Origin of the sequence: Clostridium sp. UBA7791, assembly GCF_002480755.1 — a bacterium.
GTDB classification, from domain to species: domain Bacteria; phylum Bacillota; class Clostridia; order Clostridiales; family Clostridiaceae; genus Clostridium_J; species Clostridium_J sulfidigenes.
This window is the reverse complement of record NZ_DLCT01000003.1, coordinates 429,603-446,570: the sequence shown is the minus strand read 5'-3', so window position 1 is coordinate 446,570 and position 16,968 is coordinate 429,603. Positions and strand designations below refer to the sequence as shown.

The 16,968-nt window shown below is 31.1% G+C and carries 13 protein-coding genes; all 13 read right to left on the bottom strand.

The genetic code is table 11. The annotated features are described in order from the left end of the window. Nucleotides 1-8: 8 nt before the first annotated feature. The 13 genes from B3Z56_RS03635 to B3Z56_RS03575 all read right to left on the bottom strand — a co-directional run bounded on the left by B3Z56_RS03635 (nucleotide 9) and on the right by B3Z56_RS03575 (nucleotide 16,733). On the bottom strand, nucleotides 9-851 hold the full coding sequence (locus tag B3Z56_RS03635) for an MBL fold metallo-hydrolase (RefSeq protein ID WP_346847463.1): 843 nt from the start codon (nucleotides 849-851) through the stop codon (nucleotides 9-11). Between the two features lie 341 nt (nucleotides 852-1,192). After that, on the bottom strand, nucleotides 1,193-1,768 hold the full coding sequence (locus B3Z56_RS03630; RefSeq protein ID WP_346878255.1) for a Type 1 glutamine amidotransferase-like domain-containing protein: 576 nt from the start codon (nucleotides 1,766-1,768) through the stop codon (nucleotides 1,193-1,195). 127 nt (nucleotides 1,769-1,895) lie between these two features. Then, nucleotides 1,896-2,180 (bottom strand): GNAT family protein, encoded by a 285-nt coding sequence (locus B3Z56_RS03625; protein ID WP_346878254.1) that lies wholly within the window; start codon nucleotides 2,178-2,180, stop codon nucleotides 1,896-1,898. A 5-nt stretch (nucleotides 2,181-2,185) separates the two neighbouring features. Then, nucleotides 2,186-2,431 carry a hypothetical protein gene (locus B3Z56_RS03620; RefSeq protein WP_346878253.1) on the bottom strand — a complete coding sequence of 82 codons (246 nt, stop codon included), beginning with the start codon at nucleotides 2,429-2,431 and terminating at the stop codon, nucleotides 2,186-2,188. Between the two features lie 20 nt (nucleotides 2,432-2,451). Beyond that, nucleotides 2,452-3,225: a GNAT family N-acetyltransferase gene (locus tag B3Z56_RS03615; RefSeq protein ID WP_346878252.1), complete on the bottom strand. Its 774-nt coding sequence runs from the start codon at nucleotides 3,223-3,225 to the stop codon at nucleotides 2,452-2,454. A 46-nt stretch (nucleotides 3,226-3,271) separates the two neighbouring features. After that, on the bottom strand, nucleotides 3,272-3,703 hold the full coding sequence (locus B3Z56_RS03610) for a GNAT family N-acetyltransferase (RefSeq protein ID WP_346878251.1): 432 nt from the start codon (nucleotides 3,701-3,703) through the stop codon (nucleotides 3,272-3,274). A gap of 166 nt (nucleotides 3,704-3,869) precedes the next feature. Then, complete coding sequence (locus B3Z56_RS03605) at nucleotides 3,870-4,346, bottom strand: ASCH domain-containing protein (protein WP_346878250.1); 477 nt, start codon at nucleotides 4,344-4,346, stop codon at nucleotides 3,870-3,872. A 711-nt stretch (nucleotides 4,347-5,057) separates the two neighbouring features. Then, nucleotides 5,058-6,845 carry an ABC transporter ATP-binding protein gene (locus tag B3Z56_RS03600; RefSeq protein WP_346847469.1) on the bottom strand — a complete coding sequence of 596 codons (1,788 nt, stop codon included), beginning with the start codon at nucleotides 6,843-6,845 and terminating at the stop codon, nucleotides 5,058-5,060. Between the two features lie 20 nt (nucleotides 6,846-6,865). After that, nucleotides 6,866-8,611: an ABC transporter ATP-binding protein gene (locus B3Z56_RS03595; RefSeq protein ID WP_346876545.1), complete on the bottom strand. Its 1,746-nt coding sequence runs from the start codon at nucleotides 8,609-8,611 to the stop codon at nucleotides 6,866-6,868. 392 nt (nucleotides 8,612-9,003) lie between these two features. Further along, the gene (locus B3Z56_RS03590) at nucleotides 9,004-9,162 is read right to left on the bottom strand and encodes a hypothetical protein (protein ID WP_346878249.1); all 159 of its coding nucleotides are present in this window, start codon (nucleotides 9,160-9,162) and stop codon (nucleotides 9,004-9,006) included. A 261-nt stretch (nucleotides 9,163-9,423) separates the two neighbouring features. Beyond that, nucleotides 9,424-9,930: a GNAT family N-acetyltransferase gene (locus B3Z56_RS03585; RefSeq protein ID WP_346847472.1), complete on the bottom strand. Its 507-nt coding sequence runs from the start codon at nucleotides 9,928-9,930 to the stop codon at nucleotides 9,424-9,426. Nucleotides 9,931-10,027: 97 nt separating this feature from the next. After that, a complete protein-coding gene (locus B3Z56_RS03580; RefSeq protein WP_150845722.1) occupies nucleotides 10,028-10,441 on the bottom strand; it encodes a hypothetical protein in 414 nt (137 codons plus the stop codon). A gap of 154 nt (nucleotides 10,442-10,595) precedes the next feature. Then, nucleotides 10,596-16,733, bottom strand: coding sequence for a S8 family serine peptidase (locus tag B3Z56_RS03575; RefSeq protein ID WP_346878248.1), 6,138 nt, complete (start codon nucleotides 16,731-16,733; stop codon nucleotides 10,596-10,598). Nucleotides 16,734-16,968: the final 235 nt, after the last annotated feature.

The window sequence follows — 16,968 nt, the reverse complement described above, 5'->3', positions numbered from 1 at the left end:
AATAAGTTTTATAATTTTATTACCATTCCATCGTAAGCAAAGCTAATATCTTCATAATGATTTTGTAACTCTAAATAATCATCATAGGATTTTCCCCAATCTTCCTCAAGATGTGTCATTATAACCTTTTTAATATTATATTTATTCTTTAAGTCCACTATCTCATCCATTACAAATAATTCTTCTCTTAAAGGATTGTCCTCTTCTAACTTAAAGTCACCCTTTAAGACATCACCAATAACTGTATTACCTATAATCATTACATCAGCATCCTTAAAGATTCCATTCACTGGGAAAGGTTTTACATCACAAGGAGCATATATAAGCTTCTTTTCTCCTTCTTCAAAAACAAATACTGTAGCAGATTCAGCCTTAATTAGAGTTATTTTTATTTCTCCTATTTGTATTGAATCATTAACCACATGTCTTTTTATTAAATTTCTTATTTTTTCATAGTAGTCAAAATATGAGCCATGCTTTGAGCGTATGGAATTTAAATCCTCCATTACATGATCCATAGCTATAACTTCTATGGGATTTTCACATTCTATTCCTTGGGAAATATTTAGCCAATTTAGTCGAAGCTGTTCAAATACCCTCATACCAAGGGTATGATCTGGATCCATATGACTATATAAAACTCTATCTATTTCCTTAATTTCTCCATAATTTAAGCTTTGAGAAATATCCTCTGGGGTATCTATAAGTAGCTTAGCTTCTTCTAGATATATGCTACATCCAAATCTTGCATAAGGATTTCCCTTCTTTCTAGCCTCCATACATACTCTACAACAGCAAAGTGGCTTTGGTAGTGTAACACATCCTCCACTACCTATTATTTTAAAATTCATAGTAATCCCTCCTGTTTTCTCTCTAGTTATAATTAGATTTTTTATTATATATGTTTTAATAAAGTCTCTACATTAAATTTACTTGCAATCTTAGATCACATTAGGGAATATTAATGAGTTTTATTTATTGAAACTTATATATCACGTATTTTTAAACTCCTTTACTATCTTCAACTTTATCATATACAACTACCTTCATACCTTTATAGCAAGAGCTATTAACTCTAAGTAAAATTCACTTCTTTTATTTTTAGACTATTTTCTGTGTATAACTTTGTTAATAATTCGTGATATATGAAAGTTGCGTATTAACTTATATTCAATTAATAAATTGTAATATGTCAAACTCGAATTACTTGTCCCTTATCTATCAAGAATACTTCACCTATGTATAAGGTGTTATCCTCTGCACATATGATAGCACCGTCATCACATATACCATACAATGGATATTTTTCTGAAAGTAAAAGCAACTCCTCGGTTATATTATTTTTATCTAAATGAGGTTCAACTGAAAATTCAACTAATCCGAGTGCTTCATATATTTTCAGTTCATCATGTTCGCAAGTTAATGTACACACTGCCGTTTTCGTCATATTTATCGAACCAGCACTCATTCCGATAATTACACCTTTTTGTTCTCTAATACATGGTATCAGTCCATAAGATTCCAAATAAGCAAACTGTGTTGGTGTATCGCCACCTGCGAGCCATAAAACATCGGCATTTCTAACTATATCTTGTGCAGTTTCTTTTGACATTCTGCCATCTATAACCTTTACGCTACTAAAAGTTATTCCACAATCAGAAAACATCTTTAAAAAGTGATTACAATACCAATCCGTTTTGTCATATATGTTTTCAAATTCAGAAGCCACAAAAACAAAGTTCATACCCGTATATATATATGACTTCAATAGTCTGTTAAAATCATCAGGGAATCCATTAGAAAATCCGCTTGTTAGTATTTTAACCATCATATATCCTCCTTTTCATATTCCTTAATTTCGTTGTTTCTTATTACAATCCTTATAGCACAATAGATTACGATTGCAACTTTCTCATCCATAATACTTTGACTTTCTCTCCTGCAATCTCGCCATCATATTCACTAAATACTTTAAAGCCTGATTTCTCATAAGTTTTTATGGCTCTTTCATTAAATTCAGCTACTCCCAACCTTACATAATCACCTTTATATTGATGATGTTCTACTGCAAAATTGACACAAGCAGAAACAAACTCTTTTCCTAAACCTATTCCTGTTAAATTAGGTTCTAACCCAAAACCAACCCACATTTCATAATTTATATCAGGATTATCTTTCACGGTGTCTATATCAACATAACCATCATCATCTGAATCTTCTTCAACTTCTCTAAAAAATTTATAGTTAATTCCCCTACTAAAATTTCTTTTTCATTTAAAACTGCAAATTTACTGAAACCCCAATTTTTCTTTTCCAATAAATCTTCTGCCTCATTACAATAATCATATATGGAATATTCATTTTCATATTTCCATTCATTAATCATTGTTTTTGCATAATTATCATTCATAGGTACAAACTTAAACTTCATAGTCAAACTCCTTCTTAAATTTATCTTATATAATTAATATAATAAGTATCATATGGTTCTTTTAATACATATCCAAGCTTCTGAGCTAACTTAACAGACTCAAGATTAGCAGCATCCCAACTAGGATACTTCCCCTTGCTAATACAGTCTAAAATTAATGCAGCAGCTGCTATAGTTGCTAACCCTTTCCTTCTATATTCTGGAAGTGTATCAACTTCAATTTCGATTCCTTCATCGTAAACACTATAAGATGACGCTGCCGATACAATCTTTTCATTATGCAAAATACAGAATCCAATGCCTATATTGATATAATCATCTATGGATTTAAACTGACTTGTAAAATCTTCTGATAACTCTTGTAGTGATGGATTTTTTGCTAAAGATTTATCTATTTTTTTTAACTCATATCCTTCAGGTAATGTTGATAGAAATGTATTTAAATGATCAACATCTAAATTCTTAATATCCCTTTTAAATCTATATCGTTGAAACTTTTCCATACGTCCCTTATGAATAATTTCTATACGTTTTTTCCACTCTTCAGTATCCACGATAACTAAAATATTCTCAGGCAAATTATATAATAGTTCTTCTGCTTCCTTACTGTTATGGTTTCCTGCATAAAATGCAAAAACCCCTACTATAACCTGTACAACTGTTGGTTTTTCAATGTCATCAGCCCAAGCTTTTCCCATATGTCCTTGAAGGCATGAGAGAATAAGTGTACAATCTATATTTTTAAAAACAGAACATAAATTTTTTCTTAAATTACTATCTACTTCATAGATCATTAAAATTTTCTCCTCATTTCAATTCAAATATTTCCCTTAACTTCATTTATAATTTCTTAGTTAAAAAATACTCCTTATGTCCTTTAGGGCTATCCTCTAAAATTCCAAAAACCTTATATCCATTCTTTATATAAAAGTCTGGTCCTTGAAAATCGAAGGTATCTAGATGTGCTATATGACATCCCTGACTCCTTGCTGCATCCTCTGCCTCTTTCAAAAGTATTGAACCATACCCTCTATTGCGATAATCATCTTTAACCCACAATGTGTCAATATAGAAGATGTGCCAAAACACAGAGTAAGCTAATATGCCTCCCATAACTTCACCCTTTTCATTCTTAATACAACGATTTATCTTAATGTATGGCTCCTCTTGTTCAAAGGGTTTAGACAGTTTGTTATGTTCCATAAGCATTTCATCAATATAATCTATTTCTTCCTCATTAGGTATTTCTATTTTGATATTGTCTTTATTCATAATTTATCTTTAGTGAGAGATTATATTGTAAGTACCAATCCCTCACTAAATCTATCCTCCTTTCATTTTATACACCTTTATGTGTCTAATAAGTTGTTAATTCGATTTATAAGAACGTTATATCTCAACAATAACATTACATATTAGGTTTATTTTTATATAATATCTATACTTGATATACTACTTCAAAATCTTCAAAAACCACTAGCATATCATCACTGAATTCATACCCTAGCTGTTTTCCATCTTCCTTGAAGAAATGAGCATGTCCCTCAACCCAAGATTCCAATGTATCATCCTCACCCTCACGCTTACAAATGTCATAAGTAATATCTGAAAATGGAATAATTGTTATCTCAGTAGTTTCAATAACACATCGTGGTACACCTTCCCAATCAGTGACAATACTTAAATCACCAACCTGAGGTATACGCTCGCCTTCAATTTCATACCTCAATAAACTACTTGCTGTAGCCCTCTTTTGCCCAATTAATACTAAACCCAACAGTTCATTGGCCCATTTTTCAGTTAATTCAAAATGGAATACCTCTAAACACTTTGTTGTTTCATTTCTGTTCGTTTCCCTCAAAAATGTTTTCCAGAACATATCAATTTTTTCTTGTGAATATTTTTCATTTTCCATTACCGCTACCTCCCTCTAGTTTTATACTAGATTTTTTGTATATAGTTGTTTTATCCTATCATCTTTAGCCTTTATTTTATCTTTATGTATATCAACTATATTCCTATTCTATAAGGTCTAATTCCTTTTTTAAAATAGGATAAAACTTAATATCAGTAACGTAGTTAGGGCAATTATAAAAAAAATAACCATAACTATCTGAACATTAATAATTACTCAATCTCACTTCCTAATTTAAGAATTTAATTGTTCTATTTTAGGTATCTGAAAATAAATAATAAGTCAAAGATGGAAAGTATATTTTGAGTTAGACAAGGAAACAGGTTCCGCAGATAGTAGCACTATCTAAGGGTTCTGTTGACGCAGTATAACACAAAATAGACGAGCATTCTGACTTATTTATTTTTTGAAGATGCCTTAATACTATTTCCCATATAGAAAAAATGCTGAAACCCGCATGAACAGAACAACTAGTTATCTAGTTAACTAGTTATATATTTAAATAGTTATATATGAAACTATTTAAATATACAAATAGTTTCCTATTAAGCTATATAACTATTTACATAGCTCATAGGTAAAATTTAATTTAAAATCATGCATTGAATCAGCTATAAATTTTATTTTCTTATATTATTTACAAGGACACTCCTTTTCACTTTGTTCAAATGAGTAAGTTCCTAGATCTAAATCGTAGATTTAGATGGTCACTTATGCTCCTTCATTTAAGAAGCTGTACTGAGCCATGTATAAGTTATAGTAGAATCCTTTAAGTTTTAATAATTCTTCATGGGTTCCACTCTCTACAATTTCACCATCATCTACTACCATAATTTTGTCACAGTCTCTTATGGTTGAAAGTCTGTGGGCAATTACAAAGGAAGTTCTTCCATGAAGTAATTTATTTATACCTTTTTGAACTAATATTTCTGTTGCAGTATCTATATTAGATGTTGCTTCATCAAGGATAAGAATTCTTGGATTTGCAAGTAATGCTCTTGCAAAGGATATAAGTTGTCTTTGTCCTACTGAAAGTCTTGAACCTCTTTCGTTAACTTCTGTGTCATATCCTTTTTCTAATTTCATAATAAAATCATGGGCATTAACTGCCTTTGCTGCTGCTATGATTTCTTCATCAGTAGCATCTAATTTTCCATATCTTATATTCTCCTTAATAGAAGTCGAGAATAAGAATGTATCTTGAAGCATTATTCCCATTTGGCTTCTTAATGAATAAAGATTGACCTTAGAAACATCCTTACCATCAATTAAAACATCCCCTTCAGTAGTATCGTAAAATCTACTGATTAAACTAGTTATAGTAGTCTTTCCTGCCCCTGTTGGTCCAACTAAGGCGATATTTTCACCTGGTCTTATTTTAAAGTTTACATTGTGAAGTACCTGAACGTCTTTCTCATATTCAAAGGAAACATTTTTAAACTCTACTGCTCCCTTAATAGTTGGCATATCTTCACTTCCCTCCATCTCATCAATGGTTGGTACTACATCCATAATTTCAAATATTCTCTCTGCTGCTGCAAAGTTAGTAACTAATGTATTGTAGTAAGAAGCTATATTTATGATTGGTCTCCAGAACATACTTGTATATGATATAAAAGCTATTATGGTTCCAATGGAAACTTCTCCACGTCTAGTTAAGGTTGCTCCATACCAAAACACTATGATGGAACTTATTCCAAAGGACATATCTATAAAAGACCAAAGCCAGTCATTATATTTAACTGCTGATAAAAATCCATCTCTAACCTCACCTACAGCTTTTTCAAATTTCTTAGTAGTTTCTCCTTCAAAGGTGAAGTTTTGAATAATCTTTATCCCTGAAAAAGATTCATGGGTAAAGCCATTTAAATTAGAACGTTTTTGTCTAAATACCTGCCATTTAGCTCTAGCTTTTACCATCATTGTAGATACTACAACTGCAAGTACCGGTAAAATTATTATAGAAACTATAGCCAATTTTGCATTCATTACAAAAAGTATTACTCCTATAGCTATAAGATTTAGTGCCTGTGGTATAACTGTAGTAACAGATTTTGAAAACAGCTCTGAAAGAGAGTTTACGTCTCCAACAACTCTCGCTAAAATCTTTCCTACTGGTCTATCGTCAAAAAAGGAAAATGAGAGTTTTTGTATATGAATATAAAGCTCTTGCCTTATAGTATGCAGTATACTGTGAGTGGTTTTATTCATTTGATAGGTAGATAATTTACTAGCATACATACCTATAACATTTATTCCTACTAACCCTAGACTTATAACTATAAGTCCTACTACATCTTTTACTTCAATATAATTATCTATAGCAATTTTTAAAAGCATAGGGCTTAAAAGCCCTGTACCCATTACTATAAGCATAAGAAAAAGTACTAAAGATACTTTTAACTTATAGGGTTTTACATATTTCACTAATCTTAATAGTATATCCCGCCCCTTTAAACTATTAATTTTTTCGTCTTGATTAACTGAATTTTTAGCCATTCTAGCACCTTCTTTCTCTCTTAAAAGTTAGCCACATCTTCATCTGACAACTCTAAGAAATCTTTAAATTGAGTTTGATATATCTCAAAATACTTACCTTTTTTATTTAAGAGTTCTTGATGATTTCCTCTCTCTACTATCTTTCCATCCTCCATATATAAAATCATATCTGCATTTTTTACAGCTGATATTCTATGGGCAATGATAAAGGTAGTCTTCTTCGTGTCTCCATGATATAAATTTTTAAGCAATTGATACTCGGTTTCCATATCTAAAGCAGAAGTTGAATCATCTAAAATTAAAATTTTGCTATCTCTTATCAAAGCTCTAGCTATACATAATCTTTGCTTTTGACCTCCTGAGAGTCCAAGACCTCTCTCACCGATTAATGTGTCATATCCATCCTTAAGTCCATCTACAAATTCCTTTGCACATGCAAGCTCTACAGCCTTTTCTAGTTCTTCTTTAGTAGCATTGTTCTTACCATATTTAAGGTTATTCTCAATGGTATCAGAGAATAGAAAAGAATCTTGTGGAACTATAGAAATACTATCTCTTAAAGATTTTAGGTTTAAATCCTTAAGATTTATACCATCTAAAGTTATTTCTCCTTCTGTAGCATCATAGTTTCTTCCTAAGAGTGCCATTAATGTTGATTTTCCTGAACCTGTAGTACCCATAATAGCTACTGTAGATCCAGCTTTAATATTAAGATTTATATTATCTAATACATTCTTTTCTCCATAGGTAAAAGATACATTTTTAAGTGATAATTCACCTTCTATATTCTGTGGAACAATTCCCTCTTTAGAATTTTCAATAGTAGTGCTTACCTCTAAAATGTTGTTTATCTTTCCTGCTGAAGCCTTAGTTCTAGAGAATAGATTCATAAGCCATCCAAATTCTCTCATTGGCCATATAAGCATCCATAGATAACTAGTGAATGCCACCAATTGACCTACAGTAATCTTATTGTAGATTACTAAAATACCACCTACACAGGTTACAAGAACTACAGAAAGATTCCCTAAGAACTCCTCTAATGGGAAGAATTTAATCCATATCTTTGTATGTTCCATTTGTAAATCAAAGTTTTTAGAATTGTATTTTAAGAATTTAAGAATTTCATGTTTTTCTCTTCCAAAAGCTTTAACTAGCTTAACTCCAGCAATATTTTCTTGTGCTGTAGTATTTAGCTCTGCAATGTGGTCACTTATTCTGTCATATACATCATCAATCTTCTTTTCAGATTTTATGGTGATATATGCTATTATTGGCATAGTAGAAAGAGCTACTAAGGTAAGTGTTGGACTTATCCTTAATAATAGAACTGAAGCTATACCAAAATAGGCTATATTTTCTATTAAAAGCCTAAACCCAAAGCCCATAATGTCCATTATATTATCTGCATCTTCCCCTACCCTTGACATTAATTCACCGGTGTTTACTTTGTCAAAGTAAGAGAAGGACAGTCCTTCAATATGCTTGAATAAAGTTTCCTTTACTTCCTTAGAAATAGTTATTCCTAAATAATCAAATAAGTACTCCTTTAGATATCCAAAGAAAAACTTTATTAATGATATACATCCTATAATAAACAATATTTTATTTATAATTTCATAGTTTTTACCACGAAGTACATCATCTATAAATATTTCAGTTACATAGGGAATTGTTAAATCTGCTGAAATTACCAGAATCATTGAAACTATACCAAATATAGCTACCCCTAAATGATTTTTTACATAGCTCAAGATTTTTTTCACTTGAATCCCTCCTTCAATGTGGTTATTATTATTAACCTCTTATGTTTTAATGTGTAAAATTAGTATCTGCAAACCACCTCTTAGTCATAATACTTCCTCCCTTTTGTCATATAATCCCCAATCATGTTAAACTCTGCTGTCTATAAATTTGCTATAGATATAAATAAAAATAAAAAAGTCATAGTCCTATACCTCTTGGTATATAGGACTATGACTTAAATCATCTATAGCGTGAATAATACTAAGGAATTAATCCTTAAATATTAAAATTCATTTTAGGCTTATGTATATCTAACTTATCTTAGTATAAATAATTGTATTAAAAGCCTTATAAATATATAAAAAGTCCCGGGTTACCCTAGGACTTTTCTCACAAAATAGTTTGTTAAAAATCAATCTTTTAAACCTATATTCTGAGGCAGGGTAATATTCCAAATATTAAGTTGTAAAATGTGATTATATGCACTATTAATATTGCCAGCACCAACATTGACTCTAGCATTAACTCTATTTCTATTCATTTCACTGATTACTAATAAATTGTTTAACATTTTCCTACCTCCTTTTTTAAAATTTATTTTCTAGTTTTATTTAGTTTTACTAATTTTTACTACCCTTTTATTATATACAATTAGTATAAATAATGTCAATGACTTTTTCTAAATTTTTTGAATTTATTAAATATATTTTCTATTATATAAATTTCATAAAAAATAGCGACTATAAAATAGTCGCTAAAAAATAAAAATATTTACTATATAAATCATATAATATATTAAAATTTTACCTATTATTTTAAATACAGCTATGAATTAAAATTCTGCTGCCAAATTAGTTAATGCTTTATCACATACTCTATATACAGTCCATTCATCCATTGGTATTGCACCAAGCTGCTTATAGAATTTTATTGATGGTTCATTCCAATCAATACACCACCATTCAAATCTACCACAATCTCTCTCTACAGCTAATTTAGCTAAGAATGAAAGAAGTGCTTTTCCCATTCCTTTTCCTCTCATTTCAGGTCTCACATATAAATCTTCTAAATATAAACCTGGTTTACCTGTGAAGGTTGAGAAGTTGTGGAAAAATAATGCAAAACTTACTGGTATACCTTCATACTCACCAATTACTACTTGAGCTGCCTTTCTAACAAATAATGATTCCATTAAAATTTCTTCAGTAGCAACTACTTCATTTAAAAGCTTTTCATAATCAGCTAATTCCTTTATAAATTTTAGAATTAAAGGTATGTCCTTCTCTTCAGCAAATCTTAAAGTATAATTTTCTACTTTAGTTTTTATTGTACCTTCCATGTTAAAAATCCCCCTATAATACATCTTTGTATTTTGAAAGTTAATAAACCTTCTATAATTATATTAACCCTTTACATATGAGTTTGTAAATATGCTTTTATTTATACTTAGATAAGTCCCATTTGCTTGTAGTAGGTCTTTCCCTTATTTCTTTTGAAATATTCTTTGTTAATAACACAAAGAATACAAAGGATATTCCTGAAATTAAAAAATATTTCTTAACATATTTTTTATCTTCTTCAATAGTTGATTTAACAAAATTTACATCTAATTCTTCATATTCCTCTTTTTCATTATTAACCATGTACTCTAAAGTATCCTCTGCCTCTATTATTTTTATACCAATAAGTGCTCCATTTCCAGCAAACCATACCATTATACAAATAAGTATTGCAATACATCCATTTTTTAGTCCACTTTCAGATAATCTGTAGTTAATAAGTATATTTTTCACCATATAAATTACCGCTATGAAAACTAACAATATATTTAGTCCTACTATTATATACATGATATCCCCCTTAACATTTTAATACAATTATACCATATATATAATAATATGAATGTTAAATCATATTAAAAGACTGAAATAGTTAATTTATCTATTTCAGTCTTTTGGTTTTATATTATAATTATATCTTCTTTTGTTTATTAGTTAATTTTAATTATTTTTTTCTTTTTAAAACTAGTGATCCAATTGCAACGGTAATTATACCTCCTAATGCCATTACACCACTTCCAATCATACCACCTGTTTGTGGTATCTTACCTGTTGGTTTGCTTGGAGTCCCTGGATTACTCGGTTTTCCTGTACTTGGATTACTTGGTTTTTCTGGATTCTCTGGTTTTTCTGGATTTCCCGGATTTTCTGGTTTTTCTGGTTTCTCTGTCATTTTATATTTTACTATCTCACTTATATTGCCAACTTCATCTATTGCTCTTGCATATATTGTTGCTTTTACATCAACTTTTACTGGTTCTTTATAGATAGTCCATGTTTTATTGTCTAAGCTATATTCCATTTTTGCTGTATCTTTATCTGCTGCAGTTAATGTTACTAAACCATCCTTCTCAGTTATAACTGGAGACTTAGGTGCTGTTCTATCTGGAACTGTATACTGTGCTAGTTCACTTATATTACCATATCCATCTACAGCTCTTACATATATTGTTACTTTTTCATCAACTTTTACTGGTTCAGTGTAAATAGTCCAGTTTTTGTTATCTAAGCTATATTCCATTTTTGCTGTATCTTTGTCTGCTGCTTTTATTGTTACTACACCAGATTTTTCAGTTATAATCGGAGACTTAGGTGCTGTTACATCTGGAGATATATAGGATACTATCGCACTTATATTACCACTTTCATCAACAGCTCTAACATATATAGTCTCTTGTTCTTTTAATGCTACTGGTTCTGTATAGGTATCCCAGTTTTTATTGTCTAAGCTATATTCCATCTTCACTGTATCCTCATCTACTGCTGTTAATGTTACTAAGCCATCCTTATCAGTAATAACAGGAGCTTTCGGCGCTGTTATATCAGGTATTGTGTAAGTTATTACACCACTAATATTACCAGCTTCATCTATAGCTCTTACATATATTGTTGACTTTTCCGGTACCTGTACTGGTTCACTATATTCTTCCCATTCCTTACCATCTAAGCTATATTGTATAACTTTAGTGTCTTCATCTGCTGGTGTTAATGTTACCAAGCCTTTTTCTTCTTTTATTTTTGGAACTCCTGGTGCTGTCCTATCTGGTACTGTATACTGTGCTACTTCACTTATATTTCCAGCTTTATCTATAGCTCTTACATATATTGTTGCTTTTTCATCAACTTTTACTGGTTCTGTATAGACAGTCCAGGTTTTATTATCTAAACTATATTCCATTTTTGTTGTATCTTCATCTGCTGCTGTTAATGTTACTAACCCATTCTCTTCAACTATAGTTGGAGTTTTTGGAGGAGTAATGTCTATTTCTTCAACACTAGTCTTACCATCCTTTACTGTTACAAGGAACATCTTATTTACACCATCTGCTAAAACTTCTACTTTGTATGGCTCAGTTTTATCTACTAGATATAAATAAATATTTTCGTCTTCTTCATGTCCTTTTGTTATATTCCAATCTACACCATCAACCTTAACATTTGTTACATTAGGTGCTGAAATTGTTGCTATATAAGGAGTTAAGTCATTTATTCCTTTTAATGTGCACTCTTCTCCACCTTCACCTCTACCTATTGCTTGTCCTTTATCTGTTGCTGTAGCTTTTATTGTACCCTTTAATATGGTTATATCTTGTTTCTTACCACTATAACCACTACCTATAGCTGCACCATAACTACTTGAAGTTGCAGTAATGGTACCACCTTCAATATTTATAGTTCCAGCTTCACTTTTAGAGCCTCCACCTATGGCAGCACCTCTACTTGTAGTTGTAGCATTTACTATACCACCTGAAATATTTATTGATATTTTACCTTTAGCTGAAACACCTGAACCTATGGCTGCTCCAGCAGTTAAGGTACTCTTGCTATTTGATTCAGCGCTTAAACTACCACCTGAAACTAATATATTGTAATCTGTCTTACCCATACTACAATCACCTATAGTCGCGCCATTACTACAGTTAATTGCTTTAATTTCACCACCAGTAACTTTAATTGTTCCAGGTAATTTATCAATATTTTCAGCTCCTGATCCACTACCTATAGTTGCTGATCCATTATAGCTCTTAACATCTGCAATAGCTGTTACCTTACCACCACTTATATTTATATTAGTAGCAATACCGCCATATCCACCGCCTATGGCTGCACCTGCTCCATAGGTAGTAGCATTAATAACACCATCACTTATATTTATTGTACCAGAATCCATAATTTTCTCTGAACTTCCGCCACCAATACATGCTCCATAATTATTTTTTGATGCTATTACGTTTAATGTACCCTTACCTAATATTTCAAGCTCTGTACCATAAGCTGCACTTATAATAGCTCTATCTGAGTACTCAGATACACTTGTAAGGGTATTATCACCTTTTAATGTTAAAGTATTCTTAGCTCCTTTAAATTCAATTGCATTTTTAAAGAATGAAGTTACTTTTGTATTGAAATTATTTATTACAAGGTCTACATTTCCCTCACAGCTTATGTCTACGCCAGAATATGGATTCATATTTGTATTTGTATTATTTCCAACAATAGATACTGATTTTGCTGTATCTTTTATTACAACTGTTTTATCTAATAAATCTACTGGAAGTTTATAATTACCATCATTATAAATTATATATGGCGCTTTTAATTCAGTAGTGAGTTCATCTTTATCTACAACTTTTAATGTAGTAGAATCTGTTTTTCCATTTACTGTAGAAACTGTAATTGTGGTTTCACCTTTAGTCAGAGCCTTAACATAACCGGTTTCACTTATTGTTGCAACATCTTCATTAGAAGAGGACCATGTTAAAGTCTTATCCTTTGAATTATAAGGATTTACTTTAGCACTCATTTGAAATTCTGAGCCTTCTGCCAATTCAAGATTTCTATCCTTCAAGGTTACACTCTCAGGGGCAATATCTCCCTCAGATAATGCAATAGAATCAGTTTCTAGGAAATTCATAGCATAATCCACGGCTACGACTTTTACTGATTCCATATTTAAGTCACCTATCTTAAATATTTGGTCATATTCACTTCCTGTTTTATCTTTATCTAACACAATAATTTCTGTTAAAGGATCTCCTTTTTCATCTACTAATTGCATACCTTGTAAGTAATGATTATCTTTTAAAGTTATAGTTAGATATTTTACTCCATCAATTGTTTGAATTTTTGTATTTATCAATTCTGGTTCTTGTGTGTCAATTGTAACTGGGAATTTAATCTCTTGTGAATCCTTTTCATCCCCCCCTATTGGTATTCCACTTATTTTATAAGTATAAACTCCATCCTCAAGAGGATTATTTCCCTTACTATTCATACTATCCCAACCAGCACCATCTACTGCATAGGTAATGCTACCACTATTTCCATCATAGAAGGATTTAGTTTCTTTTCCAGCCTTATTTTTATAAACTTCATTGCCTTTGCTATCAGTTACTGTGTAACTTACTTCTTCTGCATTTCTCAATAATCCAACTACTGCATTTACAGAATAAGAGCCGTTAATATTTGGTCCTATAGCAATCTTATTTTCATCAGCTATTACAGGTTTATCCTTCCCATTGAAAAGATTTACCCCTAGGTAACTTCCTTTCCAAGTAGTTCTATTGAAATATCCAAGAGTAGTTTCATACATAGCTGCTGTTTCATCATCGTATAAATCGTTATCAAATATTGGTATAGCTTGCCAATCTCCATAGAAACCTACAAATGGAAAATTCAAATTAATCTTATCCGTATTTTCAGATATAAGTGTAACAAAACCATCAATGAAAGTTCCATTATTACAGACTTTTAAATCTTTCTTTGCACTATCAGTAAGTTTTAAAGAAATACTTATAGATTCTGTTTTTCCTCCATCTACTGTTATAATATTTCCCTCTATTCCTTCTAATGTAGCACTTACCTTAGATGCATCTAATTCTTCAGAAGCTTGTGCAAAGAATTTGCCTTCATCTGTAGCCAATATTTTTTCTGTTAAAACTGTAGTATCTACAGTATACTTAACTGGCAAATCTGATGTGTTCTTTACACTAAATTTGAAAGAATATTCACCTGATGTACTATCACCCAATTCAGCCTTTGGTTTTCCATCACTTCCAATTAAGTATGCTGATGTTTTTACAGCACTATAAATATTAGCAACTCCAGAACCTTGTTTACGTGGTGAATATGCAACGCCATCTGGATCAGTTGCAGGAATTGCTGTACTCATCAACAATTGTGTTGCTAATAATTCTTTCTCCTTCATTGTTAAAGAAGGAAACTTTTCATTTATATATTGTCTCACTAAGCTAGAAGCACCAGCCATATGAGGGGTAGCCATTGATGTACCACTCATTGAACCATAAACTCCTCCTGGTAATGTAGAGTATATGTCTCCTCCCGGAGCTGTTATTTCTGGTTTTAATTTCAAATCTGGACTTACACCCCAAGATGAAAAGTCAGACATTTGACCTTTGGAAGTTGAATCAAAGGCTTCCTTGTATGATTTTGATATAGAAATGTTTTTTTCTGACTTATTAACGAGGATTTCACCATGTTCCTTTGAAATAAAAATAGCTGGTATTTTACCATCAGTCTTCATATTTAATAGGTTTCCTGGAGCATTGTCATAAACAATAATTCCTGATGCTCCTGCAGTAACAGCATTAGTCTCTTTCTCTGTAAAAGTTATGGTTCCACGTTTTACTAGAACTATTTTACCCTTTACATCAATATTTTTAAAATCATCTACTGTGCCAATACCTTGAATAACTACATATTCTACTGATTCACCTTCAAGAGAATTAAATTCTTTACTAGTTCCCTCATTTGCATCTGTATATCTTATTTTTGTTTCATCTGCTAATATATATGCTCCAATTATTTTGCTATTATTAATACTTGCAACTGATGTGGCAGCATTATAGGTTGATGGAGATCCCACCATAGAATTATCTGGATTAGATACTAATGGAAGATCTATTCCTAAATTAGAATTATAACTTGAGCTATAGTCATTTCCTGCTGCACACATTAAATTTATTCCTGCTTCTGCTACTCTATCATAGGTTTTATTAATTACCTCTTCAGCTTCTGCTGTAAATCCAGCCCCTGAACCAAGACTCATATTAATTGCATCTGCACCTAATGCTACTGCATCGTTTAATGCTGCTAAAATATCACTATCTCTTGCCCCACTAGACTTATCACTAAATACTTTCATAATCATAAGTTGTGCATCTGGAGCAACTCCAGTTAAATTTTCACCATTAGCCCCTACTGTTCCAGCTACATGAGTACCATGACTTTGTAAATCCTTTACATCATTATCTTTATCTGCATAATCATAGGCAAAAGGAATCTTCTCATTCTTATATATCTTACCCTTTGCATTTGTATATTTAGAATTCATAAGATCAGTAATTTCAGTTTCTGTGTACTTTATGTCTTCTGGACTATTTTTAAACGCTTCGTGATTAACATCTAGTCCAGTGTCTAACACTGCAACAACCATATTTTTACCTGTATATCCTGCTTTATTAGCCTCATTAGAACTAATAATTTCACTACTATTTTTCATAGTTGGTTCATGCCCAACTTCTGGTTCTGGTAAATAGTGAATTGTTGAAACAAATGCATTTTTTACTCCTTTAACTGCCTTAATGGTATCTAAATCACCGTATTTAGCAGTTAAGGAAAATCCATTCATTACCACAGTGTATTCTTGTTCCACAACTATAGGAACTTCTTTCAAAATTCTTTTCGTTACAACTTCTTGTTCTTTCAATAATTTGTTATTAATTCCTTGAGATTTTGCTGACGTGATAAAAGATGATACATTATCAGATGTCTTCTCTGCTGAATAATATTCAATTAAGGGCTTGTCCTCTAATTCAACAATAATAGTTACCTCATCATCAGATTTATATAGTGGATCAAATTCACTGCTTGACTGAGAATCTGTTATAGCACTTAATATTGTTTTTTCCCCTCTAGTAATTGAATGCGCTCTACTGACATCAATATGCAATTCATTATTATCCGCATATGCTACAAATCCATTTGTAGTAAATACAGAAGTGGTCATTACGATAATAGTAAAAATTCCTGCCATGATACGCCTTAACCTATCACTTTTCATACATATCCCCCCTATACATTTTTCAATGTAAAATTTTACACTTACAAGAATATTTTAACATTATATTCGTTTATTTCAAGAGGATTATTTCTTTGTATTTCTCACTTTTACTACATAAAAAAATATTTATATCGTATGCGATTTATATTTTGGGATTTTTAAACATATACGTGTACTAAAATATAAATAATTGCAATATATTCATATTTTACATAAAAAACATCCTAGGCATTAC

Coding starts and splice junctions, on each gene's coding strand:
- B3Z56_RS03590 (WP_346878249.1), bottom strand. CDS start 9,162: ATGTTAAACAATTTATTAGTAATCAGTGAAATGAATAGAAATAGAGTT.
- B3Z56_RS03635 (WP_346847463.1), bottom strand. CDS start 851: ATGAATTTTAAAATAATAGGTAGTGGAGGATGTGTTACACTACCAAAG.
- B3Z56_RS03615 (WP_346878252.1), bottom strand. CDS start 3,225: ATGATCTATGAAGTAGATAGTAATTTAAGAAAAAATTTATGTTCTGTT.
- B3Z56_RS03585 (WP_346847472.1), bottom strand. CDS start 9,930: ATGGAAGGTACAATAAAAACTAAAGTAGAAAATTATACTTTAAGATTT.
- B3Z56_RS03610 (WP_346878251.1), bottom strand. CDS start 3,703: ATGAATAAAGACAATATCAAAATAGAAATACCTAATGAGGAAGAAATA.
- B3Z56_RS03620 (WP_346878253.1), bottom strand. CDS start 2,431: ATGAAGTTTAAGTTTGTACCTATGAATGATAATTATGCAAAAACAATG.
- B3Z56_RS03575 (WP_346878248.1), bottom strand. CDS start 16,733: ATGAAAAGTGATAGGTTAAGGCGTATCATGGCAGGAATTTTTACTATT.
- B3Z56_RS03605 (WP_346878250.1), bottom strand. CDS start 4,346: ATGGAAAATGAAAAATATTCACAAGAAAAAATTGATATGTTCTGGAAA.
- B3Z56_RS03580 (WP_150845722.1), bottom strand. CDS start 10,441: ATGTATATAATAGTAGGACTAAATATATTGTTAGTTTTCATAGCGGTA.
- B3Z56_RS03600 (WP_346847469.1), bottom strand. CDS start 6,845: ATGGCTAAAAATTCAGTTAATCAAGACGAAAAAATTAATAGTTTAAAG.